Genomic DNA, 26,705 nt, shown 5'->3' with positions numbered 1-26,705 from the left:
GGAAACCGATCCGTGAACGACTCTTCCTGGGGGGCGCCGCCCAGAGCCGGGTATTGGGGGCCGCCCGACCAGGGGCCTGGTCAGGGGGCGACCCCGCCGGGTCCCGCGTACGATGCGCAGGACGCGCTGTTTCCGTCTGAGACGCAGCCCATGCCCATCGTGCCCGACGTACCCGTGAACGGCGGAGACCAGGACGACGACCGGGGGGCCACTCGGATGGGCGGCCCCCTGTTCCGTGACGAGCCTCCGCAGGAGCCCATGCCCAGCGCACCACAGCCCGCCCCGGCAGCACCGCAGAAGAAGAGCGCGGGTCGCGACCTCGGGGCGGCCATAGGAGTCGGTGTGGGACTCGGCGCGGTGATCGTCGCGTCGTTGTTCATCGTGAAGGCCGTCTTCGTCGGCGTCATAGCGGTCGCCGTCGTGGTCGGTCTCTGGGAGCTCACCTCCCGGCTCGAGGAGCGCAAGGAGATCAAGGCGCCGCTGGTGCCGCTGGCGGTGGGCGGCGCGGCGATGGTCGTCGCCGGCTACGTCCGCGGGGCCGAGGGCGCCTGGGTCGCGATGGCGCTCACGGCGCTCGCGGTGCTCGTCTGGCGCATGACCGAGCCTCCCGAGGGCTATCTGAAGGACGTCACGGCGGGGGTCTTCGCGGCCTTCTACGTCCCCTTCCTCGCGACGTTCGTGGCGCTGATGCTCACCGCGGACGACGGTCCGCAGCGGGTGCTGACCTTCCTGCTCCTGACCGTGGTCAGCGACACCGGCGCGTATGCGATCGGCTGGCGCTTCGGCAAGCACAAGCTGGCGCCGCGCATCAGCCCCGGCAAGACCCGCGAGGGCCTGGTCGGCGCGGTCACCTTCGCGATGGCCGCGGGTGCGCTGTGCATGCAGTTCCTGATCGACGGCGGTACGTGGTGGCAGGGCCTGCTGATCGGCCTCGCGGTCGCGGCGAGCGCCACGCTCGGTGACCTCGGCGAGTCGATGATCAAGCGGGACCTCGGGATCAAGGACATGGGCACGCTGCTGCCGGGCCACGGCGGCATCATGGACCGCCTCGACTCCCTGCTCCCGACGGCACCGGTGGTGTGGCTGCTGCTGGTGGTCTTCGTCGGCTCCGGCTGAGCGGTTCCCTTGCACAGATCGTTGTACGAGCCCTCTTCCCGCACCGGAAGGGGGCTCGTTGCCGTGGGGGCCGGGGGCGGCGTGGTGATCGGGTTTCCGGGCGCGAGAGGCATGGGCGGTCATCTGCGACACTGGTAGTGCCATGCCTAAGCCCGGAGAACTCACTTTCGTCGCGCCCCGCGGAGCCAAGAAGCCGCCGCGGCACCTCGCCGACCTCACGCCCGCCGAGCGCAAGGAAGCCGTCGCCGCCATCGGCGAGAAGCCGTTCCGCGCCAAACAGCTCTCGCAGCACTACTTCGCGCGGTACGCCCACGACCCGGCGGAGTGGACCGACATCCCCGCCGGTGCGCGCGAGAAGCTCCGTGACGCGTTGCTGCCCGATCTGATGTCCGTGGTGCGGCACATCAGCTGTGACGACGACACCACCCGCAAGACGCTCTGGCGTCTGTTCGACGGGACGCTCGTCGAGTCGGTCCTCATGCGGTACCCGGACCGGGTCACCATGTGCATCAGCTCCCAGGCGGGCTGTGGCATGAACTGTCCGTTCTGTGCCACGGGACAGGCCGGGCTCGACCGGAATCTCTCGACCGGCGAGATCGTGCACCAGATCGTGGACGGCATGCGGGCGCTGCGGGACGGCGAGATCCCCGGCGGGCCCGCGCGGCTCTCCAACATCGTCTTCATGGGGATGGGCGAGCCGCTCGCCAACTACAAGCGCGTCGTCGGCGCCATCCGCGCGCTGACCGACCCCGAGCCGGATGGTCTCGGCCTCTCGCAGCGCGGCATCACGGTCTCGACGGTCGGGCTCGTCCCGGCGATCCACCGGTTCGCCGACGAGGGCTTCAAGTGCCGCCTCGCCATCTCGCTGCACGCCCCGGACGACGAGCTGCGCGACACCCTCGTGCCGGTCAACACGCGCTGGAAGGTGCGCGAGGTGCTCGACGCGGGCTGGGAGTACGCCGCGAAGTCGGGGCGCCGCCTCTCCATCGAGTACGCGCTGATCAGGGACATCAACGACCAGGCGTGGCGCGGTGACCGGCTCGGCCGGCTCCTCAAGGGCAAGCCCGTGCACGTGAACCTCATACCGCTGAACCCGACGCCGGGCTCCAAGTGGACGGCCTCGCGGCCGGAGGACGAGAAGGCGTTCGTGGAGGCCATCGCCGCCCATGGCGTGCCGGTCACGATCCGGGACACCCGGGGCCAGGAGATCGACGGAGCGTGCGGCCAGCTCGCCGCGGCCGAGAGGTAGTCTGGCGGGCGTACGGCTCGTACACACATCTGCATATTCCGACAGGGGAGCGCCACAGCGCTGAGAGTGCGGCACCTTGGACAGGTGGGCCGCAGACCCTCTGAACCTCGCCCGGGTCATTCCGGGTAGGAAGTTCGGTCATCACTCAAGCTGTTGCGCCCTGCCCGCAGGCCGTCCGGCCGGCGGGCAGGGCCGCGTCTTCTCCTGGTCACCCAGGAGGAAAGTCAGTGAGCACCACCAAGAAGGTCACGTCCGCCGCGGTCGCGGTGGGCCTCGGGCTCGTCGCGCTCTCCGCGTGCGGCGGGTCCGGGGAGAGCGACGCCAAGAGCGTCACGCTCGTCAGCCACGACTCCTTCAACGTCTCCAAGGACGTACTGAAGGACTTCGAGAAGCGGTCGGGCTACAAGGTCAAGGTCCTCAAGGACGGTGACGCGGGCGCCGCCGTGAACAAGGCGATCCTGTCCAAGGACAACCCGCAGGGCGACGTCTTCTTCGGCGTCGACAACACCCTGCTCTCGCGCGCGCTCGACAACGGGCTCTTCCAGTCGTACGAGGCCAAGGGCTCGGACAAGATCGGGGCGCAGTACCGGGTCGACCAGGACAAGCACCGGGTCACGCCCGTCGACAGCGGTGACATCTGCGTCAACTACGACAAGAAGTACTTCGCCGACAAGAAGCTCGCGCCGCCGAAGTCCTTCGACGACCTGGCCGAGCCGCGGTACAAGAACCTGCTCGTGACCGAGAACGCCTCGACCTCGTCGCCCGGCCTCGGCTTCCTGCTCGGCACCGCCGCCCAGTACGGCGACAAGGGCTGGCAGGACTACTGGACGAAGCTCAAGGCCAACGGCGTCAAGGTCGTCGACGGCTGGGAGCAGGCCTACAACGAGGAGTTCTCCGGCTCCGCCGGCGGCAAGAAGGCCAAGGGCGACCGCCCGCTCGTCGTCTCCTACGCCTCCTCGCCGCCCGTCGAAGTCCTCTACGCCGAGCCGCAGCCCAAGGAGGCGCCCACCGGCGTCGCCACCGGCACCTGCTTCCGTCAGGTCGAGTACGCGGGGCTGCTCAGCAACGCCAAGAACACCAAGGGCGGCAAGGCGCTCCTCGACTTCCTCGCGGGCAAGGAGTTCCAGGAGGACATGCCGCTGAACATGTTCGTGAACCCCGTGCGCGAGGGCACCGAGCTGCCCGAGCTGTTCACGAAGCACGGTGTGACGGTCGACGAGCCCGAGACCCTGGACCCGAAGAAGATCGCGGACAACCGCGAGGCGTGGATCAAGTCGTGGACCTCGCTCGTACTGAAGTGACGGAAGTGAAAGTGCGCCCCGTGCAGGGGCGCTCCCGCGGGAGCGCGGCGCGGCTCGGTCTGATGGCCGCGCCCGTCGCGTTCTTCGCGCTCTTCTTCGCCTACCCCGTCACGGCGATCGTCGCGCGCGGGCTGCACGTCGACGGCGTCTGGCGCTTCGGGCGGATCACCGAGGTGCTCGGGCAGTCCGACATCCGGTCCGTGCTGTGGTTCACCACCTGGCAGGCGCTCGCCTCGACCGGTCTGACGCTGCTGATCGCGCTCCCCGGCGCGTACGTCTTCGCGCGCTTCGACTTCCCCGGCAAGCAGGTGCTGCGGGCCGTGGTCACCGTGCCGTTCGTGCTGCCGACGGTCGTCGTCGGGACGGCCTTCCTCGCGCTCATCGGGCGGGGCGGGCTCTTCGACGAGCTGTGGGGCGTGCGCCTGGACACCACGGTGTGGGCGATCCTGCTCGCGCACGTCTTCTTCAACTACGCGGTCGTCGTCCGCACGGTCGGCGGGCTCTGGTCGCAGCTCGACCCGCGGCAGGAGGAGGCCGCGCGGATGCTCGGCGCCTCGCGCCTCAGGGCCTGGCGGACGGTGACGCTGCCCGCCCTCGGCCCGGCGGTGGCCGCCGCCGCGCTCATGGTCTTCCTCTTCACCTTCACCTCCTTCGGCGTCGTGCAGATCCTCGGCGGACCCGCGTACTCGACGCTCGAAGTGGAGATCTACCGGCAGACCGCCCAGCTCCTCGACCTGCCGACGGCCGCCGTCCTGACGATCGTGCAGTTCGCCGCCGTCGGGCTGATCCTGGCGGTCCACGCGTGGACGGTGCGCCGGCGCGAGAGTGCGCTGAAGCTCGTCGACGCGGCGGCCGTCGCGCGGCGCCCGCGCGGGGCGGGGCAGTGGACGCTGCTCGGCCTGGTCATGGCGACGGTCGCCGTGCTGATCGTGCTGCCGCTCGGCGTGCTCGTCCAGCGGTCGTTCGACGGTCCCGACGGCTTCGGGTTCGCGTACTACAAGGAGCTGACCTCGGCGGACGGCGGCGCCTTCCTCGTGCCGCCGATCGAGGCGGTCTGGAACTCCCTGCAGTACGCGGTCGTCGCCACGGCCATCGCGGTCGTCATCGGCGGGCTCGCGGCGGCCGCGCTGACCCGGCGCGCCGGCCGGCTCGTCCGCGGCTTCGACGCCCTGCTCATGCTGCCGCTCGGGGTCTCCGCGGTGACGGTCGGCTTCGGGTTCCTGATCACGCTGGACAAGCCGCCGCTCGACCTGCGGTCCTCCTGGATCCTGGTGCCGCTCGCCCAGGCGCTGGTGGGCGTGCCCTTCGTCGTACGCACCATGCTGCCCGTCCTGCGCGCGGTGGACGGACGGCTGCGCGAGGCGGCGGCCGTGCTCGGGGCCTCGCCGCTGCGGGCGTGGCGGGAGGTCGACCTGCCGATGGTGCGGCGGGCGCTGCTGATCGCCGCCGGGTTCGCCTTCGCCGTGTCGCTCGGCGAGTTCGGGGCGACCGTCTTCATCGCGCGGCCCGACAATCCGACGCTGCCGGTCGCCGTGGCGCGGCTGCTCGGGCGGGCCGGTGACCTCAACTACGGCCAGGCGATGGCCCTTTCGACGATCCTCATGGTGGTGTGCGCGGTGTCCCTGCTGCTCCTGGAACGCATTCGGACCGACCGCACCACGGGGGAGTTCTGATGACGGACGCGCTGCTGAGCCTGCGGGACGCGACGGTACGGTTCGGGGCGCGGGCCGCGCTCGACGCCGTCGGCCTCGACGTCGCCGAGCACGAGATCGTCTGTGTGCTCGGGCCGAGCGGCAGCGGCAAGTCGACGCTGCTGCGCGTGGTGGCCGGGCTGCAGGGGCTCGACGCGGGGCAGGTCCTGCTCGGCGGGCGCGACCAGCGCGGGGTGCCCGCGCACAAGCGGGGCGTCGGCCTGATGTTCCAGGACCACCAGCTCTTCCCGCAGCGCGACGTGGCGGGCAACGTGTCCTTCGGTCTGCGCATGCACGGCGCCTCGCGGGGCGAACAGGCCGACCGCGTGGCGGAGTTGCTGGAGCTCGTCGGGCTGCCGAAGGCGCAGCGGCGCGCGGTCGCCTCGCTCTCCGGCGGCGAGCAGCAGCGGGTCGCGCTCGCGCGGGCCCTCGCGCCCCGGCCCCGGCTGCTGATGCTGGACGAGCCGCTCGGGCAGCTCGACCGCTCGCTGCGGGAGCGGCTCGTGGTCGAACTGAGGGAACTCTTCGACGAGTTGGGCACCACCGTGCTCGCCGTCACGCACGACCAGGGCGAGGCGTTCGCGCTCGCCGACCGGGTCGTCGTCATGCGGGACGGGCGGATCGCCCAGTCCGGTACGCCCCTTGAGGTGTGGCAGCGCCCGGCGGACGAGTTCGTGGCACGCTTCCTCGGCTTCGACAACGTCGTCGTGGCGACGGTGACGGGCGAGGTCGCCGACACGGTGTGGGGCAAGGTACCGGTGCCCGAGGGGGCGCCGGCCGGGCGGCGCAAGGTGCTGGTGCGGCCGGCCGGGGTGCGTCTGGTGGCCGCCGACGAGGGGCTGCCGTGCGTGGTGACGGCGCGTACGTTCCGGGGCACGCATGTCGCCGTGCACCTGCAGCCCGAGGAGGGGCCGCGCCTGGAGGCGGCGTGCGCGCTGCGGCAGGCGCCGGAGGTGGGGGAGAGCGTGGGGGTCGGCTTCGACGCCGCCGATGTGGTGGTGCTGGGCTGAGGCCGGTGCGGGGCCGATGTGGTGGTGCTGGGCTGAGGCCGGTGCGGGGCCGATGTGGTGGTGCTGGGCTGAGACCGGTGCGAGGTCGATGCGGTGGTGCTGGCTGAGACCGTCTTGAGGTCGAGATGCCGGTGCCTGGCCGAGGCCGACGTGGTCGGGCCCGATCGGGCCCGCGAAAACGCGGGTGCCCTCGGTGGGGAGGCCGACCTAAGGTGCGGGCATGACGAGATTGAGCCATGATCGCTACTGCGCCGAAGTGACCGCCCAAACAACCCTCTTGAGGGCCACGCTGACCGGTGCGGATCTCTCCGTCACCGTGCCGACCTGCCCCGACTGGACGCTGGCGCAGCTCGTGCGGCACATGGGCGGCGCGGTGCGCTGGAGCGAGCGCCTGGTCGCGACGCGCGCCGAGCGGGACATCCCGGAGGAGGACATCCCCGAGGCCGGGGGCCCGGAGGGGGACGATCCGGCCGCGCTCGACGCCTGGCTGGCCCGGACCGCCGAGCTCGGCGAGCGGACGTTCCGCGCGGCGGGCGCCGACGCCGAGGTCTGGTCGTGGTCGGACGACCCGAGCGCCGGGTTCTGGGCGCGGCGCATGACGCACGAGCTGGCGATCCACCGTGCCGACGCGGCCATCGCCGCCGGTGTCGCGTACGAGATCGATCCGGAGGTCGCGGCCGACGCGATCGACGAGTGGCTCGACCTGGTCGCGCTCGCCCAGCGCGCCGACCCCGAGGACAGCGCCTCCGAGCTCAAGGGCGCCGGGCGCAGCATCCATCTGCACGCCACCGATGCCCCGCCCGGCCTGGACGCCGAGTGGCTCATCGAGTTCGGCGAGGACGGCTTCACCTGGCGGCGCGGGCACGCGAAGGCGACGGTCGCGCTGCGCGGCCCGCTCACCGAGGTGCTGCTCGCCTTCTACCGGCGGCGGCCGCTGGACGGCGGGCAGGTGGAGGTCTTGGGCGAGCGGGAGCTGCTCGACTTCTGGCTGGAGCGGGCGTCCTTCGGGTGACCGGGGCGCCGCGGGGGTGACGGGTCACCCGGGCCGGACCCCGTCCGATACCCGGGCCGGACCTCATCCGTCACCCAGTCCGTTACCCGGGCCGCACTCAGTCCGTCGGGGCGCCCGCGCCGAGGTCCCGCAGCGCGTCCGGCGCCTCCTCCACGCGGTCCACCAGGGCGATCCGCGACTCCATCGGCCTGTCGCGCGCCAGCGCCTGGAGCAGGGGCCACACCGGCAGGCGGTCCGTCCAGTGCGCGCGGTCGACGAGGACCATCGGTCGCGGCTCGCCGCGCGACTCGTAGTAGTTGGGGGTCGTGTTGTCGAAGACCTCCTGGACCGTGCCCGCGGCGCCCGGCAGGAAGACGACGCCCGCGTTCGAACGGGCCAGCAGGCCGTCCTCGCGGGTGGCGTTGGCGAAGTACTTGGCCAGGTGCGCGGCGAAGGGGTTCGGCGGCTCGTGGCCGTAGAACCAGGTGGGGATGCCCACCGACGTGCCGCCCGCGGGCCAGCGCTCGCGGACCGCGAAGGCCGCGCGCGCCCACTCGGTGATCGACGGCGTGAACGACGGTGCCTTGGCGAGGAGTTCGAGCGCCTCGTCCAGCATGTCGTCGGCGAAGACCGAGGCGTACGCGCCGAGGTTCGCCGCCTCCATCGCGCCGGGCCCGCCGCCCGTGGCGACGGTGAAGCCCGCGCGGGCCAGCTCCCGGCCGAGCCGGGCGGCGCCCGCGTACGCCTCCGTCCCGCGGGCCATCGCGTGGCCGCCCATGACGCCCACCACCCGCGCCCCGACGAGGAGTTCGTCGAGCGCGTCGGAGATGGAGTCGTCGTGGATGGCGCGGAGCATCGAGGAGAAGACGTCGCCGTCGGAGGTGGTCCGCTGGAACCAGTCGTACGCGTGGGCGTCCGGGGTCGCGTCGTAGCCGCCGTCGGCGAGGCCGGCGAACAGGTCGTCGGGGGTGTACAGCAGACCGCGGTACGGGTTGAACGGCAGGCCGGGGACCGGCGGGAAGACCAGGGCCCCACCGGCCCGCACGCGCGCCGCCGCGTCCTCGTCCATCGGGCAGCCGAGGAAGACGGCGCCCGCGACGTCGGCGGTGAGCAGTGCGGAGGTGCGCTCCGTCAGGTCGACGGCCTGGACGCGGCACCCGGCGAGACCGCCGCCTGCCGCGACCTCGTCGAACTCGGCGAGGGTCTCGATCTCGCGGTCCTCGCCCGGGAGTTGCGGGTCGGCCGTGCGGTGCGGGGCGGATGCGCTGTCGGGTGTCGGCTGCATTCGCCCATGCTAAGCAGCGCTCGGGGAGAGAGCCCGGTCAGCCCTGGACCTCCGAGGGGTCCATCCACATGATCTCCCAGGTGTGGCCGTCCAGGTCGTCGTAGGCGCGGCCGTACATCGAGCCGTAGTCCTGGACCTTGCCCGCCGTGCCGCCCGCGGCGATCGCCCTGTCGACGAGCTCGTCGACCTTCTCGCGGCTCTCGGCGCTCAGACAGAGCAGCGTCTCGCTGGTCTTTCTGGAGTCGGCGATCTCCTTCTGCGTGAAGTCCGCGTAACGCTGCTTGCTCAGCATCATCGCGATGATGGTCTCGCTGATGACGACGCACGCGCAGTCGTCGGTCGAGAACTGCGGGTTGATCGTGTAGCCGAGCTCCGTGAAGAACTTCTTCGACGCGGCGACGTCGTCGACGGCCAGGTTCACGAAGATCATCTGCTGGTACATGAGTGTCTCTCCCAGTGAGTGCGTGTGCCTTACGAAGGGGTAGACGGACACTCGGCACGGAACTCATCGCCCGTCGCGAACTTTTTTCGCACGAGTTTTCCCGTGTCCCCGCCGTCGCCGTCCCCGCCGTCGCCGCTCAGCGCACCAGCGGCAGGGCGGCGAGCTCCGCGACGAGCCAGGTCAGCGGCCCGAACACGGCGGCGAGCGCGCCCGCGCGGAGCGCCACCGAACCGCGCAGCATCGTCGCGGGCGCGCCGAGCCGCAGCAGCGCGGCCGTCGTGTGCGAGCGGGACTGCCGGGCCTCGATCGCGGCGGTGGCCAGGGTCAGCACCGCGCAGCCCGCGACGAGCAGCGCGCCGAGCGCGGTGAGCGGGCCGACGGCGGGGCGCGGCCCCGCGTACAGCACGGCCGAGGCGTACGCGCCCGACGCCACTGCGCACAGCACGCCCAGCGGCCGTCCGATGCGGCGCGCCTCCTGTTGCAGGACGCGCCCGGCGAGCAGCCGCACCGCGCCGGGGCGCACCGCCTGGAGGATCCGGCCGCAGAGGTGGGTGAGGCCGGGCCCCGCGAGCACCAGCCCGAGCGCGGTCAGCGCCCAGCCCGCCAGTACGCCCGCCGGGCTGCCGTCGGCGCCGCCCGGCATGGGCAGGCCGCCGCCCCCCGCCCCCACGCCGGAGCGGCTCGCGTACGTCTCGACGGCGAGGCCCGCCGCGAGCAGTGCGACGCCCCAGGGGAGTCCGCTCGGCGCCGGTGCCGGGGCGTCCGGTTCCCCGGCCGGGTCGGCACCGGGTTCCGTTCCGGTGGACTTGGCGGGGCGGGGCCGCAGGACCAGGGCGACGACGGCAGAGGCGAGGAGGGGGACGAAGGTGAGCAGGGTCAGGGCGGCGGCGAGGGGCAACGGCTTGTCGGCGGCGAGCAGTTCGGCCGCCGCGCCGTCGAAGGGCAGCCCCGACAGGTCGCCGCGCAGGTGCAGGAAGAAGAGCAGCGCGAGCAGGGAGCCGAGGGTGCAGGCCACGGCCGTGGAGATCGCGGCGAGCACCATCAGGCGGCCGGGCCCGAGCCCCACGGCGGAGAGCCCGGGACGGGGTCGGGTGGCGGGGTCGGTCCGGGCCACGGCGACGGCGAAGTGGACGGTGGCCGCGATCGGGGCGAGGCACCACGCGAGGCGCAGCACGGAACCGGCGCCGGGGTGTTCCATCGCGTACGTCAGGGTGCACAGCAGCAGGAACCCGGTCCCGGCGGACGCGGCGGCGACGAGCAGGCGCCGCAGCTGGACGAGCGGGTGCGCCCCGCGGGCTAGACGGAGAGCGAGCACGCGGCGCGGCCTTCCGCGGAGGAGACACCGGAGGTTCCGGTTCCGGCGACGGTGCCGGCGGGGGCGCCGGCGGGGGTGGCGGCGACGGTGCCGGCGGGGGTGGCGGTGGCCCCGGCCCCGGCAGCCGCGCCGGAGCCCTGCGCGGGCGTGGCACCGGCACCCGAGCCGCGCGTGGCGGCGGGCTGCTGCGTACCGGTGGGAGGGGCCGCCTGGCGCGTACCGGTGGGAACGGCTGCCTGATGGGTCCCGGTGGGAGCGGCTGCCGTGTGCGTACCGGCTGCGGCGTCGGCGGTCCCCGACCCGGCCGCGGTACCCGCCCCACTCGTGGCGCGCCCGGCGCCCGCGGCCCCGGCACCCGAAGAGGCGTCGGCCGCCCCCGCACCGGCGGACCTCGCCGTGACACCGGAGCCCGCCGGGCCACCGGCCCCTGAGGGGGCGCCGGAACCTGCCACGCCCCGGGAGGCCTCGGCGCCCCTCGAAGCCCCAGGAGTCTCCGAGGCCCGTGAAGAGGCCCGTGAAGCCCCGCCCGACCGCGCGGCCGGTGCGGAACCACCGGCCCCGGTCCCGGTCCCGGTCCCGTCCCCGGCCGGCAGATGCACCGTGTTCACGCGGCGGCCGTCCAGCAGGGTGACCGTGCGGTCGGCGAGGGTGGCGACCTCCGCGTCGTGCGTGGCGAGGACGACCGTGATGCCGTGGGAGCGCGCCGCCGTCGTCAGGGTGCGCAGCACGTGCGCGCGGTCGGCGCGGTGCAGGGGAGCCGTGGGCTCGTCCGCGAAGAGGACGTTCGGCGTGGTGACCAGGGCGCGGGCGATGGAGACGCGCTGGCGCTCCGCCTGGAGCAGGGCGTGCGGACGCTTGCGGGCGCAGTCGCCGATGTCGAGCCGGTCGAGCCACTCCTGGGCGGCCGGTTTGGCGACGCGGTGCGAGGCGCCGCGCAGCATCAGCGGCAGCGCGACGTTCTCCCAGGCGGTGAGCTCGGGGACGAGGTGCGGCTCGGGGTCGATCCAGCCGAACCGGTCGCGGCGCAGCCGCTCGCGCACGAAGGGGCCCATCGTGTGGACGGGCGTGCTGTTGAACCACACCTCGCCCTGCTGGGGCAGCAGTTGGCCCGACAGGCACCGCAGGAGGGTCGTCTTGCCGCAGCCGCGCGGGCCGTTGACGGCGAGGATCTCGCCCTCGCGGACACCGAGCGAGACGCCGGTGAGGGCGGGGGAGCCGTTGTGCTTGACGTGCAGAGCGCGTGCCCACAGCACGTCGTTGTCCGGCGGGGCCACCATGGCGTACACCTCGGTTCAGATCAGTTTGCCTCCCCCGTACGGGGGAACGAAGGCGGGGCCGATCGGTCACTGGGCACGCTAGGGATTCGGGTGGACCAGCCAGGAAAGGACGCGGCCCGGGTCACCCGTTCTCACTCGAACGGGTGCCCCGGGCCGGTGTCTGCTCAGACCTGACCGCCGGAGGTCACAGCTTCGTCCAGGCCTCCGTGAGGACCTGTCGCAGGACGCCCTCGATCTCGTCGAAGGTCTCCTGGGTGGAGATCAGCGGCGGGGCCAGCTGGACGACCGGGTCGCCGCGGTCGTCGGCACGGCAGTACAGGCCGTTGTCGTAGAGCGCCTTGGAGAGGAAGCCGTACAGGACGCGCTCGGTCTCCTCGTCGTTGAACGTCTCCTTGGTGGCCTTGTCCTTCACCAGCTCGATGCCGTAGAAGAAGCCGTTGCCGCGGACGTCGCCGACGATCGGCAGGTCGAGCAGCTTGCGGAGGGTCTGGTAGAACGCGTCCTCGTTGTCGAGCACGTGCTGGTTCAGGCCCTCCTTCTCGAAGATGTCGAGGTTGGCGAGGCCGACCGCGGCGGAGACGGGGTGGCCGCCGAAGGTGTAGCCGTGCAGGAAGGTGTTGTCGCCCTTGTAGAACGGCTCGGCGATGCGGTCCGAGACGATGCACGCGCCGATCGGGGAGTAGCCCGAGGTCATGCCCTTGGCGCAGGTGATCATGTCCGGGACGTAGCCGAACTTGTCGCAGGCGAACATCGTGCCGAGGCGGCCGAAGGCGCAGATGACCTCGTCCGAGACGAGCAGTACGTCGTACTGGTCGCAGATCTCGCGCACGCGCTGGAAGTAGCCGGGCGGGGGCGGGAAGCAGCCGCCCGCGTTCTGCACCGGCTCCAGGAAGACGGCGGCGACCGTCTCCGGGCCCTCGAAGAGGATCTCCTGCTCGATCTGGTCGGCGGCCCAGCGGCCGAAGGCCTCGGGGTCGTCGCCGTGGATCGGGGCGCGGTAGATGTTGGTGTTCGGGACCTTGTGCGCGCCGGGGACCAGCGGCTCGAAGGGGGCCTTGAGGGCCGGCAGACCGGTGATGGACAGGGCGCCCTGCGGGGTGCCGTGGTAGGCGACCGCGCGCGAGATGACCTTGTACTTCGTGTGGTTGCCGTTGAGCTTGTGGTACTGCTTCGCCAGCTTCCACGCGGTCTCGACGGCCTCGCCGCCGCCGGTGGTGAAGAAGACCTTGTTGAGGTCGCCCGGCGCGTAGTCGGCCAGACGTTCCGCCAGCTCGACGGCCTTGGGGTGGGCGTAGCTCCACACCGGGAAGAAGGCCAGCTCCTGCGCCTGCTTGTAGGCGGTCTCGGCGAGCTCGTGACGGCCGTGGCCGGCGTTGACGACGAACAGGCCGGAGAGGCCGTCCAGGTACTTCTTGCCCTTGTCGTCGTAGATGTAGGTGCCCTCGCCACGCACGATGGTGGGAACGGGCGCGTTCTCGTACGACGACATGCGGGTGAAGTGCATCCACAGGTGGTCGTAGGCGGTTTGGCTGAGGTCCTTGCTCACGGCTATCGGGTTCCCCACATATAGGTCTGCTTCTTGAGCTTGAGGTAGACGAAGCTCTCGGTGGAGCGCACGCCGGGGAGGGCGCGGATGCGCTTGTTGATGACTTCGAGCAGGTGGTCGTCGTCTTCGCAGACGATCTCCACGAGGAGGTCGTGCGAGCCCGCGGTCATCACCACGTACTCGGCCTCCGGCATGGCGGCCACGGCGTCCGCGACCGGGTCCACATCGCCCTCGACGTCGATGCCGACCATCGCCTGCCTGCGGAAGCCCACGGTGAGCGGGTCCGTGACGGCGACGATCTGCATCACGCCCTGGTCGAGCAGCTTCTGGACGCGCTGGCGCACGGCCGCCTCGGACAGGCCCACGGCCTTGCCGATGGCGGCGTACGGACGGCGTCCGTCCTCCTGGAGCTGCTCGATGATCGCCAGAGAGACGGCGTCCACCGGCGGGGTGCCGCTCCCGCCGCCGTTCCCGGTGCGGGAGCTGCGGGGGTTACTGGGGTCTGCGCTGCGACTGGCCACGACCTCACTGTGCACGACGTCTCGTCACTTCCGCAAGGCCAGATCGATGAAATTCGTTGTTCAAGACTTCGATACTCACGAATTCCGCAGTTCTGGGCTGCTGGGTATGTTGAAAGCGTCGGTACAGCGATTAGGGTGGGTGTCTCATCCACTGGACATCGGGACCCCGGGGCACACCGGGGCACCGGGAATCTGACAGGAGGGCCGGCAGTGACCACCGAGCTGCGCCGTCTGCGCAACTACATCAACGGAGAATTCCGGGACGCGGCCGACGGACGGACCACCGAGGTGATCAATCCGGCGACGGGCGAGGCCTACGCCACCGCGCCGCTGTCGGGTCAGGCCGACGTCGACGCCGCCATGAAGGCCGCGGCCGACGCGTTCCCCGCCTGGCGCGACCTGACGCCCGCCGAGCGGCAGAAGGCCCTGCTCAAGATCGCCGACGCGTTCGAGGAGCGCGCCGAGGAGCTCATCGCCGCCGAGGTCGAGAACACGGGCAAGCCGATCGGGCTCACGCGGTCCGAGGAGATCCCGCCCATGGTCGACCAGATCCGCTTCTTCGCGGGTGCGGCCCGGATGCTCGAAGGCCGCGCCGCGGGCGAGTACATGGAGGGTCTGACCTCCATCATCCGCCGCGAGCCGATCGGCGTCTGCGCGCAGGTCGCGCCGTGGAACTACCCCATGATGATGGGCGTGTGGAAGTTCGCCCCGGCGCTCGCCGCGGGCAACACGGTCGTCCTCAAGCCGTCCGACACCACGCCGGCGTCGACCGTCCTGATGGCCGAGATCATCGGCTCCATCGTGCCGCCCGGCGTCTTCAACGTCGTCACCGGCGACCGTGACACCGGCCGCGCCATGGTCGAGCACAAGACGCCCGCGATGGCCTCCATCACCGGCTCCGTGCGCGCCGGCATGCAGGTCGCCGAGTCCGCCTCCAAGGACCTCAAGCGGGTCCACCTGGAGCTCGGCGGCAAGGCGCCCGTCGTCGTCTTCGAGGACACCGACATCGCCGGTGCCGTCGCGGGCATCTCCGAGGCGGGCTTCTTCAACGCGGGCCAGGACTGTACGGCCGCCACGCGCGTGCTCGTCCACGAGTCCATCCACGACGAGTTCGTGACGGCGCTCGCCAAGGCCGCCGCCGACACGAAGACCGGGCAGCCGGACGACGAGGACGTGCTCTACGGCCCGCTCAACAACGCCAACCAGCTCAAGCAGGTCTCCGGCTTCATCGACCGGCTGCCCGCGCACGCCAAGGTCGAGGCGGGCGGCCACCAGGTCGGCGAGAAGGGCTACTTCTACGCGCCGACCGTGGTCTCCGGCCTCAAGCAGGACGACGAGATCATCCAGAACGAGGTCTTCGGCCCCGTCATCACCGTGCAGTCCTTCACGGACGAGGCACAGGCCGTCGAGTACGCGAACGGCGTCGAGTACGCGCTCGCCTCCTCCGTCTGGACGAAGGACCACGCGCGCGCGATGCGCATGTCCAAGGTCCTCGACTTCGGCTGCGTCTGGATCAACACGCACATCCCGCTGGTCGCGGAGATGCCGCACGGCGGCTTCAAGAAGTCCGGCTACGGCAAGGACCTGTCCGCGTACGGCTTCGACGACTACACGCGCATCAAGCACGTGATGACGTCCATCGAGGGTTAATCGTGTGACGCCCGATCCGCCCCCGCGTACCGTTGCGTACGCGGGGGCGGCTCCGCGGTGTGCTTCCTTCTTCTCTTCTCTGCAAAAGATCCGTAGCGCACCCACTTCCCGCCCCCGCCTTTGCGTACGCACGGGGGTATGACCTGATGACGAAGACGACGACCGACGACCTCGCGGGACTGCTGCTGCGCCGCCGGCAGAGCGTGTCCGTGCCCGAGGGCGCCGGACGGTCCTCGGTGACCGATGCCGCCGTCGTCGTCCTCGAGGCCGAACTCGCCGACCGCGGCCACCTGTTGACCGCCCCGCTGCGCCGCGCGCTCACCGCGCTGTCCGTCGAGGACCTCGCCGCGACCGGGCACGGGCTGCTCGCCGACGTCGACGCGCTGCTGGGCTCCGACCGTCACCACGAGCCCCTCTTCCGCCGGTTCCCCGACGAGATCCCGTACCAGTACGCGCACCGGCACTTCACCTCCGTCGTCGCCGCGCGCCTCGCCGCCCAGCCGCACCAGCCCTGCATGAACTGCGCGGGCACCGGGAACCGGGTGCGCGCCCTCGGCCCCTGCGCCCACCTGCTCTGCGACGACTGCCTCACCAAGATCGACGACTGGGGCTGCTGCGACGAGTGCTGCGTCTGGTACGCCTGCCCGATCTGCGAGAACCGCTACGAGACGGACGGGCCCACCGACCCCTGGCTCGACACCGGCGCGGGCCTCGGCGGCGACGGCGGCGCGATCCTGCGCACCCTGCGCCTCGGCGCGCCCGGCGACGCCGCCGCCGAGCTCACCGCGCTGCTCGCCCGCCGCACGCCCCTGAACCCCGAGGACCACGACGACCTGGTCCTCCTCCTCGGGCGCCTGGACCCGGCCGACGCCGGACGGTGGCTGCCCGCCGCCGTCCCGCTGCGCGAGAGCAAGGCGCTCGCCCTCGCGCCGCTCCTCGACCTGCCCGCGACGCGCCCGCTCGTCGCGCGGTACGCGGACACCGCCACCGACGTGCTGCGCATCCTCGCCGTACGCTCCGGCGGCGACCCCGACCTGCTCGAACTCCCGCGCCTGCGCGGCCTTTCGCGGCCGGTCCGCCGTGCGCTCCTGGACCTGCTCGACGGGCTGGACTTCGCGCGCCTCGCCGAGGACATGGCCCGCCACCCGCGCGCGTGGAAGCGGGCCGGCGAGATCCTGCACCCCTTCGAGGGCGCCCACCGGCACCCGCGCGCGGCGCTCGCCTTCGCCGTGCTGCGCGGGACGCGCCTCGGCGAGGACGCGCTCGGCGAACTGCTGCTCGCCGAGGCCGCCCGGCACGACGACGTGCGCCTGTCCGGCGACCGGCTGCGCGTCGTCACCTGGCAGGCGCGCGTCGAGGCGGCGCTGGGCCGCTGGGACACCGAGGGCGCGGCGCGCCTGCTGGCCGAGCGACCCGGTGAACTCCTGCGCCGTCTGGACCTGTTGCTGGCCCGCTCCGGCGCGGCGACCCTGCCGGAGACGCTCGGCGAGGCGCTCGCCGGGGCCCTGCCCCGCACCGCCCCCGGGCCGCTGCTCGGCGCGTACGGCCGGATGCAGGTCCGCGCCGTGCCCGGCCACCGCCGGGTCTTCTTCCCGCGCGGACGCGTCACCAAGGCGTACGCGGTCGCGGACGAGCGCCCGCCGCTGCCCGCCCGGGTCGCGGGGCGCGCCGGTGAGCTGATCGCGGCGGAGGCCGTGCGGCGCCTGGCCGCGCGCGAGGGGGAGCGGTACGACCTGGCGGTCCTCGACGCCTCGCTCACCGACCTGCCCGTGCCGTTCGCCGAGCGCGCCTCGGCCGCCTCGCTGGTCGCCGTGCCGCGCGGCAGCGCGCTGCCGATGCCCGCGGACGGCGAGACCGTGCGGCTCTTCCTGCACTGGACGCAGCCCAAGGGCCTGCGCGTCGACCTCGACCTGTCCGTCGCGCTCTACGACGACCAGTGGCGCTTCGTCGGCCTGTGCGACTACACCCAGCTGGAGTACGCGGGCGGCGCCGCCCTGCACTCCGGCGACCTGACCTCGGCGCCCGCCCCGCACGGCGCCACCGAGTACCTGGACCTGAACCTGCCGCGGCTCGCGCACGCGGGCGTGCGGTTCGTGGTGCCCGCGGTCCTGTCGTACAACGACGTGCCGTTCGACGAACTCCCCGACGCCTTCGCGGGGTTCATGGCCGTCGAGGGCACGGCGCGGGCCGTCTACGACCCGCGCACCGTGCGCCGGCGCTTCGACCTCGCGGGCGACGCGACGGTGCGCGTCCCGATGATCGTCGACCTGCGGACACGGCGCGCGTGGTGGGCCGACGTCACCCTCGCCACGAGCGGCGGCGCGCACGACGTGTGGCGCTACCGCAGGAAGCTCGCCCACCTGGGCAGCGACCTGCTCGACACCTTCACGCCGGGCGGCCGGGCCACGCTGTGGGACCTGGCCTGCTGGACCGCGGCGGCCCGCACCGACGGCGACGTGTACGTGCGCGGGCGCGGCCACGTCCTGTGGGGCTACCGCCGTGCCGAGGACGAGCCGCGCGAGGACTTCGCGCTGCGGATCAGGGACGGATGGGAGCCGGACGCGCTGCGCGCCGAGCCGGAGCTCGGCGGGCGCCGTGCGCTTCTGGCGCTGCTGCACGGCGAGTTGGCGGGTGCGGACGACGTCGCGTCCGGCACGGCGTACCGGCTCTACCCGGGCCCGGTCGACGCCGCCCCGCTGGAGCGGATCACGGCGGGGGACCTGGCGGCGTGGCTGGAGCCGGCCCGGCGGTCCGCCGGGCCGCGAGCGGCGGGGTGATCGACAGGGTGTCGGGTCCACGCGACGGGGCTCGACGCTGCGTCCATTGCCGCGCCGCCGCGCGACGGCGCATGCTGCCGGGGTGCGAGCGAACCCCAGAGCCACCTCCGTGTCCCGCCGTTCCCTGCTGCGTGCCCTCGGCGGCGGCGCGGCCGTCAGCGTGCTCGCGGGCTGCGGGGTGCCCGCCGCGTACATCGAGCCGGGGGAGCGGTCCGCCGGTGACCGCTCCCGGCAGGACCGGAAGCTGACCTTCGCCAACTGGCCGCTGTACATCGACACCGACGACGAGGACAAGACGAAGCGCCCTTCGCTGGACGCCTTCGAGAAGCGGACCGGGATCGACGTCCGCTACACGGAGGAGATCAACGACAACGACGAGTTCTTCGGCAAGATCAGCCCGTCCCTGATGAACCACCAGGAGACCGGCCGCGACCTCATCGTCATCAGCGACTGGATGTGCGCCCGCTTCGTACGCCTCGGCTGGGTGCAGGAGATGGACCGCGCGAAGCAGCCGAACGTCACCAAGTACCTGGACCCGCAGCTGCGCTCCCCGCACTTCGACCCGGGCCGCAAGTTCACCGTGCCCTGGCAGTCGGGCATCACCGGCATCGCGTACAACAAGCGCCGGGTCGGCCGCGAGATCAAGCACGTCTCCGACCTGTGGGCCGACGACCTCAAGGGCCGCGTCACGCTGCTCTCCGGCCTCGACGAGGCGTTCGCGCTGCTGCTCCAGGGCGACGGCGTCGACATCACGAAGTGGACGGCCGACGACTTCCACCGGATGTGCGACAAGGTCGAGAAGATGGTGGACTCCCACCACATCCGCCGCTTCACCGGCAACGACTACATCAAGGACCTCTCCAGCGGCGACGTCCTGGCCTGCCAGGCCTACAGCGGCGATGTCATCCAGCTCCAGGCGGACGACCCGGACATCGAGTTCATCGTCCCCGAGGAGGGCGCCGAACTCTGGGCCGAGTCCCTGATGATCCCCAACCTGGCCCGGCACAAGCAGAACGCCGAGCGGCTCATCGACCACTACTACGAGCCCGAGGTCGCCGCGGAACTCGCCGCCTGGGTCAACTACGTCTGCCCGGTCCCCGCCGCCCGCGACATCCTCGCCTCCTCCAAGGACAAGGACCTCGCGGCCCTCGCCGAGGACCCGCTGATCTTCCCCGACGACGACATGCGCAAGCGGCTCGCCATCGCCCGCGACATCACGTCGAAGGAGCGGACGGAGTTCGCGAAGCGGTGGAACGCGCTGGCGGGGCTGTAGGGACCGCGGCGGCCTGCTCGGCCAGCCCTTCCTGGGGCACATGGCTGTCCGGCCCGCCCGCCACGACGAGCGTCCTGGCCGTGATCTAGGCGTACACACGACGGTGAGGGGCGGCCCTTGAGGCGGCCTGGACACCCGGCAGGCGAGCCGTACGCCCGCCAGGTCCACGGTGCGGTGATCGACCATGTCCCGAGTGCAGGCGGGCTGTTGACGCACCGGTCGGGGTGAGTCAGCGGCGCCGGCGCAGGGCCTTGTGGATGTCCTCGGCGGCGTACGTGACGTTCAGGCGCCAGGTCGCCAGCTTGTCCTCCACCGTGGACGCCGCCCTGCGCCATTTGAACCAGGGCGGCAGCTGCCGGAACGGCACGTGGTCCAAGGTGTCGTCGACGGCGTTCTCCGCGAGACCTCTGTGCCCCTCCGCGCGCAGCGCCTCGTACAGCTCCGGCGTCAGCTCGCCGTTGATCCGGGCTGCCGTGCCGGCCGCGGTGTACGCGAAGCCCCGCTGAGCGGGGTCCGCCAGCCGCATCGCCGTGATGATCCGGGGCGAGGCCTCGGCCAGCGGGCAGTTGAAGGCCAGGCCGATCACGGCCGTGCCGAGGTGCGGCTCGCCGCGCTCGTACGCCGCGTCCCACGCGGCGGGGTCGTCCAGGCCCAGCAGACCCTCGCCGCTCTCCCAGTGCCACGCAGACGTCATGCCCCGACTTTCTTGTTGCTGTTCATCTGACGACGCGCTCAGCCCAGAGCCGCCCGCGCGATCCGCTCGGCCACCGGGTTCATGCCCTCGGCCTTCGCGTCGGTCGCGTTGACCGAGTGGACGAGGGTACGGCGGCCGTCCTCGGTGGCGGCGATGATGGTGGAGTAGCCGTAGCGGGCGCCGGTCTTGAGCCAGACCATCCGGTCGCCGATGCGCATGCGCTGGAGACCCGCGCCGAAGACGGCGCCCTTGATCTTCTCCGGCACCGTGAGCATCTCCTTCAGCTGCGGCTCCGGCAGGATGTCACCGCCGAACAGGGCCCGCGTGAACACCTCCAGGTCGGCCGTGGAGGAGATCATGTCGCCCGCCGCGAAACGGTCGTACTGGTTCCACTCGGTCACGTCGACGAGGCGGGTCGTGCCGTCGGCCTGCTTCATCTGCTGGTAGCCGCGGTTGTGCGGGCCGCGGATGCGGGGGTCGGTGCCGGGGAAGTACGTGTCGCGCATGCGCAGCGGCTCGAAGATCCGGACCTTGGCCTGGTGGGCGTACGTATCCCCGGTGACCTTCTCGATCAGCAGGCCGAGCACGGTGTAGCCGATGTTGCGGTAGTGCTGCTCGTCGCCCGGGGAGTGCTCGGGGCCCTTGGCGACGGCGGAGTCGACGACGGTGCGCGGGTCCAACGTGTCGTAGCGGTGCGCGAACTCGTCGTCGAAGCCGTCGCCCGGCTTCAGGCCGCTCGTGTAGTTGAGCAGGCTGCGTACGGGAATGGGCTCGAAGTCGCCCGTGAACAGGCCCGGCATGTAGTGCTGCACCGGCTTGTCGAGGTCGAGCCTGCCCTCGGCGGCCAGCTGGAGCGCCACGGCCGCGGTCACGATCTTCGTGACGGAACCGGCGCGGAAGCGGCCGTGCGGATCGGCCTTGCGGTGCGTGACCAGGTCGTGCACGCCCGCGCTGCCGCGCCAGGTCCCGTCCGTGCCGCCGACGCGGACCAGGGCGGCGGTCGCGTCGGCGTCCGGAAGACCCTTGATCGCGTCGCGCAGGGCCGTGCCGTCGGGTCGGTCCGACGGGGCGTCGACGGCGGTGACGGGCGCGGCCCGCGGGTGGGCGAGGGCAGGGGCGGCCGCGGCGCCGGTCAGGCCGAGGACGAGGGCGGCGGCGAGAGCGGCGCGGGCGGGGACCTTCACGGTGACTCCTGGGGCTGCTGGGCTGTGGTGCTCTCATCCTGGTGATCGCGGGCAGGGCGCGGATCGTCGGTGAGGAGGGCACGGGCCCGGTGAGCCGTCGGGGTCAAGCGGCCTCGGGGGCAGGGAAGTTGAGGGGGATGTCCCCTAGGGGGTGGCGGTGCGCAGCGCCGTCAGGACGTCGACGCGGTTCGTGGTGACGGAGTCGACGCCCGCGTCGAGCAGACGGCGCATCGAGCGCCGGGTGTCCGGGGTCCAGGCGGAGATCAGGAACCCCTCGCGGTGCACCTGGAAGGCCAGCTCGCGGTCGACCAGCGGGAAGCGGTAGTTGAGCCAGCGCGGCGCGAGCGCGTCGAGCAGGGCGCGGCGCGGCGGGGCCGGGCTCGTCCAGGTCAGCGCGATCTCGGCGGCGGGGTCCGCGGCGCGCACCGCGAGCATCGTCCGGGCGCCCGCGCAGTAGTAGACGCGCTCGGCGGCCCCGCAGTCCGCGACGGTGCCGACGACCGTGCGCACCGACACGGGGGTCGCGTCCGGCAGATCGATCATGATCCGGTGCCCGTCCGTGGCTTTCAGGGCCGCTTCGAGCGTCGGTACGCCGCCCTCGGTGAGGCCCTCGACCTCCGCGGCGGACAGCGCGGCGAGCGGACGTTCGTACCCCCACAGCCGCTTGAGCGTCGCGTCGTGCAGCAGCACGGGCACGCCGTCGCGGCTCAGGCGGACGTCGATCTCCACCGCGTCCGCGCCCCGGTCGAGCGCGGAGCGCAGGGACGGGATCGTGTTCTCGCGGACGCGGTAGGGATCGCCTCGGTGGGCCACAGCAGTCACGGTGCGCATGGGCCCATTGTGGTGCCGTCGTTACGGGGCGAGCCAGGTCTCCGTGTACGTGTCGATCTCGGCGGCGATGCGGTCCTTGCCGGCCCGGTCGAGGAAGGAGGCCTCGACGGCGTTCTTGGCGAGGGCCGCGATGCCGCGCTCGTCGAGGCCGAGGAGGCGGGCCGCGACGGCGTACTCGGTGTTCAGGTCGGTGCCGAACATGGGCGGGTCGTCGGAGTTGATCGTGACGGTCACGCCCGCCTCGACGAACTGCTTGACGGGGTGCTCGTCGAGGGTGGCCACCGCGCGCGTCGCGATGTTGGAGGTCGGGCAGACCTCCAGCGGGATGCCGTGCTCGGCGAGGTGCGCGAGGAGCTTCGGGTCCTGGGCCGAGCTGGTGCCGTGGCCGATGCGCTCGGCGCCGAGGTGGGTCAGGGCGTCCCAGACGGTCCCGGGGCCCGTGGTCTCGCCGGCGTGCGGGACCGAGTGCAGGCCCGCCGCGATGGCCCGGTCGAAGTAGGGCTTGAACTGCGGGCGCGGCACGCCGATCTCGGGCCCGCCGAGGCCGAAGGAGACCAGGCCCTCGGGGCGCAGCCGGTCGGTGGTGGCGAGCCGCACCGTCTCCTCGGCCGACACGAGCCCCGCCTCGCCGGGGATGTCGAAGCACCAGCGCAGCACGGTGCCGAACTCGCCTTCTGCGGCCTTGCGGGCGTCCTCGATGGCGTCCATGAAGGCGCGGTCGTCGATGCCGCGGCGCACGGAGGAGTACGGGGTGATGGTCAGCTCGGCGTAGCGGACGTTCTGCCGGGCCATGTCGCGGGCCACCTCGAAGGTGAGCAGGCGCACGTCGTCCGGGGTGCGGATCAGGTCCACGACGGAGAGGTACACCTGGATGAAGTGCGCGAAGTCCGTGAACGTGAAGTAGTCGGCCAGCGCCTCGGGGTCGGTCGGCACCGCGGAGTCGGGGTGCCGGGCCGCCAGTTCCGAGACGATGCGGGGGGAGGCCGAGCCGACGTGGTGCACGTGCAGTTCCGCCTTGGGCAGTCCGGCGATGAAGGCGTGCGGGTCTCGGTCGGTCGACGCCGTGGGCGTCCGCTGCTGCTCGGTCACGGTTTCCTCCCCAGGAACGGGCTTGATCGGCTGATCGGTGGGTCGGCCTCATCGTAGGCGGCGGTCGGCACGGGAAAAGCAGGGGCCGTAGCATGACGGAACGTACGAAAGAGGTGACCCGTCATGTCCGCCAAGTCCGAGGACGACGCCGTTTCCGGTGCCGAGACGCCTTCCGGCGCGGATGCGCCGTCGGGCGCCGAGGCGCCGGAGGAGCGGGATCCGTGGGCTCCGCCGTCGGAGGACGGGGTGCAGCTGGAGAAGCGGGGGGTCTGGGCCGCGCCGGTGCCGGACGGCACTCCGGGGCAGAGTGGTACTCCGGGGCCGGGGGGTGCGCCTGTGCAGGGCGGTGCGCCCGTGCAGGACGGTGCTCCGGTGCCGGGCAGCGCGCCCGTGCCGGGTGGCGCACCGGTGCCGGGCGATGCCCCGGTGCCCGCTGACCCGTCGGCCGGGCCGCCGGTGCACGACCAGTGGACGATGACGTCGATGCCGGGGGCCCCGCAGGGCGCTCCGGGGGCGTATCCGGGGGCTCCGGTGCCGCCCGGACCCGCGGGGGAGAGCAATCCCTTCGCGGCACCGGGGGAGCACAATCCCTTCGCGGCGCCGGGGGAGCCGGTGCCGCCGCCCCCGCTCTCGCCGGACGGTCCCGGGCAGGTGCCGTACGGCTACCCGGGGCAGCCCGGCCCCGCCGGTCAGCCGGGGTATCCGGGCCCGCAGGGCGGCTATCCCGGCTACCCCGGATACCCGGGTCACCCGGGCGGTCACGGCGCCCCCGGCTACGGCTGGCCCGCCATGCCGATGGCCCCGGCGAACGGCATGGGCGTGACGGCGCTGGTCCTCGGGATCATCTCCGCCGCCGTCTTCTGCCTGTGGCCGCTGGCGATCGTCCTCGGCATCCTCGCGGTGGTCTTCGGCGCGGTGGGCCGCGGCAAGGCGCGGCGAGGCGAGGCGACGAACGGCGGCCAGGCCCTCGCGGGGATCATCTGCGGGGCGGTGGGCGTCGTCCTGGGCGTGGTCCTGCTGGTGATCCTGATCGTGGTGCCGGACGAGGACCTGGACGCGGGGTCCTCGGACGACCCGGGCTTCTCGACGACGCTGGTCGTGGGCTCCCAGCGGGGGAGGGCCGGGGGCTCCATGCGCCCCCGGAACCCCGGCCCCCTCCGACCACAGGGCCACCCCACGCCTAAAGCCGCCCCCGCGCCTCCATCAGCGCGAAGCCCAGCAGGTTCGTGCCCCGCCACCGCGCGGGGTCCTCGATGCGGGGGTCGTCCGCAGCCAGGCCCACGCCCCACACCCGGTCCAGCGGGCTGGCCTCCACGAGGACCCGCCGCCCCGTCCCCACGAGGTACTCCCGCAGCGCCGGGTCCGACGTGAACTTGTGGACGCTGCCCTCGACCACGATCGCGAACCGCTCCCGCGCCCACGTCGCCTCGTCGAAACCCCGCACGAGCCGTCCCGCGTTCTTCGCCTCGGCGGGGGTCCTCGCCGTGAGCGCGGCGCGCTCCGCGTCCGCGTCGCCGAAGAGGCGGGCCTTGCCGGCCATCATCCAGTGCTCGGCCGTCGCGTACGACACGCCGTCGACCGTGAAGGGGGACGGCCACCACTGGCTGAGGCGGCTCGGGCCCGGCGTGCCGTCCCGGCGCGGGGTGTGTCCCCAGAAGTGCAGGTACTTGATCCGCTCCCCGGCGCGCGCCGCGCCGACCAGCTCCGCCACCGAGCGGACCGAGTCGATCTTCGTCATGACACGCGAGTCTGGCACGCACCACGGACACTCCGTCCTTGGTTTTCCGGGACGACTCGACACCTGGTCGACAGATTCCGTCGCGTAACCAAAAGGCAACTACGGAATCACTTGTTGGACTACCACCGCTCTGTCAGGATCGGCACTCAAATCGATCTGGAGCTACGCCGATCCCCGCCGCACGGGGAGCTCGGCGGAGGAGAGCGTCATGCACAACTTCCAGGCGCAGGACCACTTCGCGGACGGCGCGCAGTACATCGCAGGGCAGCTGACCAAGGGGACGTCGGGGAACACCCACGCCGTCGTCGACCCCGCCACCGGCGACGAGGTCTACGCGTACGAACTGGCCGGGACGGACGACGTCGACGCCGCCGTCGCCGCGGCCGCCGAGGCGTTCCCCGGCTGGGCGGGCGCCACCCCGGGCGAGCGCTCCGACGCGATGCACCGCTTCGCGGGCGTGCTGGCCGAGCGTGCCGAGGAATTCGCGCAGGCGGAGTCGTTGCAGTGCGGCAAGCCGATCAAGCTGAGCCGGGAGTTCGACGTCCCCGGCACCGTCGACAACGCCGCCTTCTTCGCGGGCGCGGCCCGCCATCTCCAGGGCCAGTCGGCGGGCGAGTACACCGGCGACCACACCTCGTACGTACGGCGCGAGCCCATCGGTGTCGTCGGCTCCATCGCACCCTGGAACTACCCCCTCCAGATGGCCGCCTGGAAGGTCCTGCCGGCGATCGCGGCCGGCAACACCATCGTCCTCAAGCCGGCCGAGCTCACCCCCTTCACCTCGCTGCTCTTCGCGCAGGCCGCCACCGAGGCCGGCATTCCGGCCGGTGTCGTCAACATCGTCTCGGGCGCGGGCAGGGACGCCGGAGAGCACCTCGTCGGGCACCCGGACGTGGCGATGACCTCCTTCACCGGGTCCACCGGCGTCGGCAAGCGCGTCGCCGAGATCGCCACCGCCACCGTCAAGCGGCTCCACCTGGAGCTCGGCGGCAAGGCGCCCTTCGTGGTGTTCGACGACGCCGACCTCGACGCCGCCGTGCACGGCGCGGTGGCCGGCGCCCTCATCAACTCGGGCCAGGACTGCACCGCCGCCACGCGCGCGTACGTCCAGCGCCCGCTGTACGACGCCTTCGTGGCGGGCGTCGCCGACCTGATGGAGAGCGTGCGGCTCGGCGACCCCTTCGACCCGAGCACCGACATGGGCCCGCTCATCTCGCACGTGCACCGCGACCGCGTCGCCGGTTTCGTCGACCGTGCCCGCTCCTACGCGCGCGTGGTCACCGGCGGCGAGGCGCTCCGGCACCCCGGCGCGTACTACAAGCCCACGCTCGTCGCGGACGCCGCGCAGGACAGCGAGATCGTGCAGTCCGAGATCTTCGGCCCCGTCCTCGTGGTGCTGCCCTTCGACAGCGACGACGAGGGCATCCGGCTCGCCAACGACACGCCCTACGGCCTCGCCGCCTCCGCCTGGAGCCGCGACGTGTTCCGCGCCAACCGCGCGACCCGCGAGATCAAGGCCGGGTGCGTCTGGGTCAACGACCACATCCCGATCCTCAGCGAGATGCCGCACGGCGGCTACAAGGCGTCCGGCTACGGCAAGGACATGTCCGCGTATTCGTTTGAGGAGTACACGCAGGTCAAGCACGTCATGTTCGACAACACCGCCGTGGTCCGCAAGGACTGGCACCGCACGATCTTCGGGGACCGATAGCCACCAGCCGACAG

20 protein-coding genes, 2 pseudogenes and 1 riboswitch are annotated in these 26,705 nt (G+C 72.4%); of the genes and pseudogenes, 11 read left to right on the top strand and 11 right to left on the bottom strand.

The features are described 5' to 3' along the window. Positions 1-12: 12 nt before the first annotated feature. From AB0L89_RS07410 to AB0L89_RS07385, 6 genes are all read left to right on the top strand, one after another. Positions 13-1,116, top strand: a complete 1,104-nt coding sequence (locus AB0L89_RS07410) for a phosphatidate cytidylyltransferase (protein WP_365135848.1) — start codon at positions 13-15, stop codon at positions 1,114-1,116. Positions 1,117-1,258: 142 nt separating this feature from the next. Beyond that, the gene (gene rlmN / locus AB0L89_RS07405; protein ID WP_365135845.1) at positions 1,259-2,365 is read left to right on the top strand and encodes a 23S rRNA (adenine(2503)-C(2))-methyltransferase RlmN; all 1,107 of its coding nucleotides are present in this window, start codon (positions 1,259-1,261) and stop codon (positions 2,363-2,365) included. Positions 2,366-2,398: 33 nt separating this feature from the next. Then, positions 2,399-2,515: riboswitch (TPP riboswitch) on the top strand. Between the two features lie 77 nt (positions 2,516-2,592). Next, positions 2,593-3,666, top strand: a complete 1,074-nt coding sequence (locus AB0L89_RS07400) for a thiamine ABC transporter substrate-binding protein (RefSeq protein WP_365135842.1) — start codon at positions 2,593-2,595, stop codon at positions 3,664-3,666. Positions 3,667-3,728: 62 nt separating this feature from the next. Continuing rightward, positions 3,729-5,339 (top strand): iron ABC transporter permease, encoded by a 1,611-nt coding sequence (locus AB0L89_RS07395; RefSeq protein WP_365137160.1) that lies wholly within the window; start codon positions 3,729-3,731, stop codon positions 5,337-5,339. Beyond that, positions 5,339-6,367, top strand: coding sequence for an ABC transporter ATP-binding protein (locus AB0L89_RS07390; protein ID WP_365135839.1), 1,029 nt, complete (start codon positions 5,339-5,341; stop codon positions 6,365-6,367). Before AB0L89_RS07395 ends, AB0L89_RS07390 begins: the two co-directional genes overlap by 1 nt. A gap of 220 nt (positions 6,368-6,587) precedes the next feature. Beyond that, a complete protein-coding gene (locus AB0L89_RS07385) occupies positions 6,588-7,379 on the top strand; it encodes a maleylpyruvate isomerase family mycothiol-dependent enzyme (protein WP_365135836.1) in 792 nt (263 codons plus the stop codon). A gap of 97 nt (positions 7,380-7,476) precedes the next feature. Here the strand turns inward: AB0L89_RS07385 and AB0L89_RS07380 are convergent, their stop codons facing one another. The 6 genes and pseudogenes from AB0L89_RS07380 to AB0L89_RS07355 form a co-directional block, all read right to left on the bottom strand. After that, the gene (locus AB0L89_RS07380; RefSeq protein WP_365135833.1) at positions 7,477-8,643 is read right to left on the bottom strand and encodes an LOG family protein; all 1,167 of its coding nucleotides are present in this window, start codon (positions 8,641-8,643) and stop codon (positions 7,477-7,479) included. Positions 8,644-8,680: 37 nt separating this feature from the next. Continuing rightward, positions 8,681-9,085 (bottom strand): VOC family protein, encoded by a 405-nt coding sequence (locus AB0L89_RS07375; protein WP_365135830.1) that lies wholly within the window; start codon positions 9,083-9,085, stop codon positions 8,681-8,683. Positions 9,086-9,221: 136 nt separating this feature from the next. Then, complete coding sequence (locus AB0L89_RS07370) at positions 9,222-10,400, bottom strand: hypothetical protein (protein ID WP_365135827.1); 1,179 nt, start codon at positions 10,398-10,400, stop codon at positions 9,222-9,224. A gap of 587 nt (positions 10,401-10,987) precedes the next feature. Next, positions 10,988-11,677 (bottom strand): annotated as a pseudogene (locus AB0L89_RS07365) (ATP-binding cassette domain-containing protein); the annotation flags it as partial. Between the two features lie 184 nt (positions 11,678-11,861). Continuing rightward, positions 11,862-13,241 (bottom strand): aspartate aminotransferase family protein, encoded by a 1,380-nt coding sequence (locus AB0L89_RS07360; protein ID WP_365135824.1) that lies wholly within the window; start codon positions 13,239-13,241, stop codon positions 11,862-11,864. Beyond that, positions 13,226-13,759, bottom strand: coding sequence for an Lrp/AsnC family transcriptional regulator (locus tag AB0L89_RS07355; RefSeq protein ID WP_365135821.1), 534 nt, complete (start codon positions 13,757-13,759; stop codon positions 13,226-13,228). Before AB0L89_RS07355 ends, AB0L89_RS07360 begins: the two co-directional genes overlap by 16 nt. A 195-nt stretch (positions 13,760-13,954) precedes the next feature. Between AB0L89_RS07355 and AB0L89_RS07350 the strand changes: the two genes are divergently transcribed. From AB0L89_RS07350 to AB0L89_RS07340, 3 genes are all read left to right on the top strand, one after another. Continuing rightward, entirely contained in the window at positions 13,955-15,394 is a 1,440-nt protein-coding gene (locus AB0L89_RS07350; protein WP_055698977.1) for a gamma-aminobutyraldehyde dehydrogenase, read from the top strand. A gap of 146 nt (positions 15,395-15,540) precedes the next feature. Further along, positions 15,541-18,171: an MXAN_6230/SCO0854 family RING domain-containing protein gene (locus AB0L89_RS07345; RefSeq protein WP_365135818.1), complete on the top strand. Its 2,631-nt coding sequence runs from the start codon at positions 15,541-15,543 to the stop codon at positions 18,169-18,171. A gap of 109 nt (positions 18,172-18,280) precedes the next feature. Then, positions 18,281-19,444 carry an extracellular solute-binding protein gene (locus tag AB0L89_RS07340; protein WP_365135815.1) on the top strand — a complete coding sequence of 388 codons (1,164 nt, stop codon included), beginning with the start codon at positions 18,281-18,283 and terminating at the stop codon, positions 19,442-19,444. A 229-nt stretch (positions 19,445-19,673) separates the two neighbouring features. Here the strand turns inward: AB0L89_RS07340 and AB0L89_RS07335 are convergent, their stop codons facing one another. The 4 genes from AB0L89_RS07335 to AB0L89_RS07320 form a co-directional block, all read right to left on the bottom strand. Next, positions 19,674-20,138, bottom strand: a complete 465-nt coding sequence (locus AB0L89_RS07335; protein WP_365135812.1) for a hypothetical protein — start codon at positions 20,136-20,138, stop codon at positions 19,674-19,676. A 38-nt stretch (positions 20,139-20,176) separates the two neighbouring features. After that, entirely contained in the window at positions 20,177-21,322 is a 1,146-nt protein-coding gene (locus tag AB0L89_RS07330) for a serine hydrolase domain-containing protein (protein WP_365135810.1), read from the bottom strand. Positions 21,323-21,466: 144 nt separating this feature from the next. Further along, complete coding sequence (locus AB0L89_RS07325) at positions 21,467-22,153, bottom strand: glycerophosphodiester phosphodiesterase (protein WP_365135807.1); 687 nt, start codon at positions 22,151-22,153, stop codon at positions 21,467-21,469. A 21-nt stretch (positions 22,154-22,174) separates the two neighbouring features. Next, positions 22,175-23,242, bottom strand: a complete 1,068-nt coding sequence (locus AB0L89_RS07320; RefSeq protein WP_365135804.1) for an adenosine deaminase — start codon at positions 23,240-23,242, stop codon at positions 22,175-22,177. Between the two features lie 123 nt (positions 23,243-23,365). On the opposite strand from AB0L89_RS07320, the pseudogene AB0L89_RS07315 reads away from it, so the two are divergent. Then, a pseudogene (locus AB0L89_RS07315) lies at positions 23,366-24,199 on the top strand (DUF4190 domain-containing protein); the annotation flags it as partial. 223 nt (positions 24,200-24,422) lie between these two features. On the opposite strand, the gene AB0L89_RS07310 reads toward AB0L89_RS07315, so the two are convergent. Continuing rightward, a complete protein-coding gene (locus tag AB0L89_RS07310; RefSeq protein ID WP_365135801.1) occupies positions 24,423-24,980 on the bottom strand; it encodes an NADAR family protein in 558 nt (185 codons plus the stop codon). A gap of 208 nt (positions 24,981-25,188) precedes the next feature. On the opposite strand from AB0L89_RS07310, the gene AB0L89_RS07305 reads away from it, so the two are divergent. Then, the gene (locus AB0L89_RS07305) at positions 25,189-26,691 is read left to right on the top strand and encodes a gamma-aminobutyraldehyde dehydrogenase (protein ID WP_365135798.1); all 1,503 of its coding nucleotides are present in this window, start codon (positions 25,189-25,191) and stop codon (positions 26,689-26,691) included. The last annotated feature ends 14 nt before the right edge of the window (positions 26,692-26,705 follow it).

It is taken from the genome of Streptomyces sp. NPDC052114, from assembly GCF_040680155.1.
Classification (GTDB): Bacteria; Actinomycetota; Actinomycetes; order Streptomycetales; family Streptomycetaceae; genus Streptomyces.
The sequence above is the reverse complement of the archived record's forward strand: the minus strand, read 5'-3'. Positions and strand labels throughout refer to the sequence as shown.

Coding starts and splice junctions, on each gene's coding strand:
- AB0L89_RS07325 (WP_365135807.1), bottom strand. CDS start 22,153: ATGCGCACCGTGACTGCTGTGGCCCACCGAGGCGATCCCTACCGCGTC.
- AB0L89_RS07335 (WP_365135812.1), bottom strand. CDS start 20,138: ATGACGTCTGCGTGGCACTGGGAGAGCGGCGAGGGTCTGCTGGGCCTG.
- AB0L89_RS07310 (WP_365135801.1), bottom strand. CDS start 24,980: ATGACGAAGATCGACTCGGTCCGCTCGGTGGCGGAGCTGGTCGGCGCG.
- AB0L89_RS07395 (WP_365137160.1), top strand. CDS start 3,729: ATGGCCGCGCCCGTCGCGTTCTTCGCGCTCTTCTTCGCCTACCCCGTC.
- AB0L89_RS07305 (WP_365135798.1), top strand. CDS start 25,189: ATGCACAACTTCCAGGCGCAGGACCACTTCGCGGACGGCGCGCAGTAC.
- AB0L89_RS07375 (WP_365135830.1), bottom strand. CDS start 9,085: ATGTACCAGCAGATGATCTTCGTGAACCTGGCCGTCGACGACGTCGCC.
- AB0L89_RS07380 (WP_365135833.1), bottom strand. CDS start 8,643: ATGCAGCCGACACCCGACAGCGCATCCGCCCCGCACCGCACGGCCGAC.
- AB0L89_RS07390 (WP_365135839.1), top strand. CDS start 5,339: ATGACGGACGCGCTGCTGAGCCTGCGGGACGCGACGGTACGGTTCGGG.
- AB0L89_RS07345 (WP_365135818.1), top strand. CDS start 15,541: ATGACGAAGACGACGACCGACGACCTCGCGGGACTGCTGCTGCGCCGC.
- AB0L89_RS07385 (WP_365135836.1), top strand. CDS start 6,588: ATGACGAGATTGAGCCATGATCGCTACTGCGCCGAAGTGACCGCCCAA.
- rlmN (WP_365135845.1), top strand. CDS start 1,259: ATGCCTAAGCCCGGAGAACTCACTTTCGTCGCGCCCCGCGGAGCCAAG.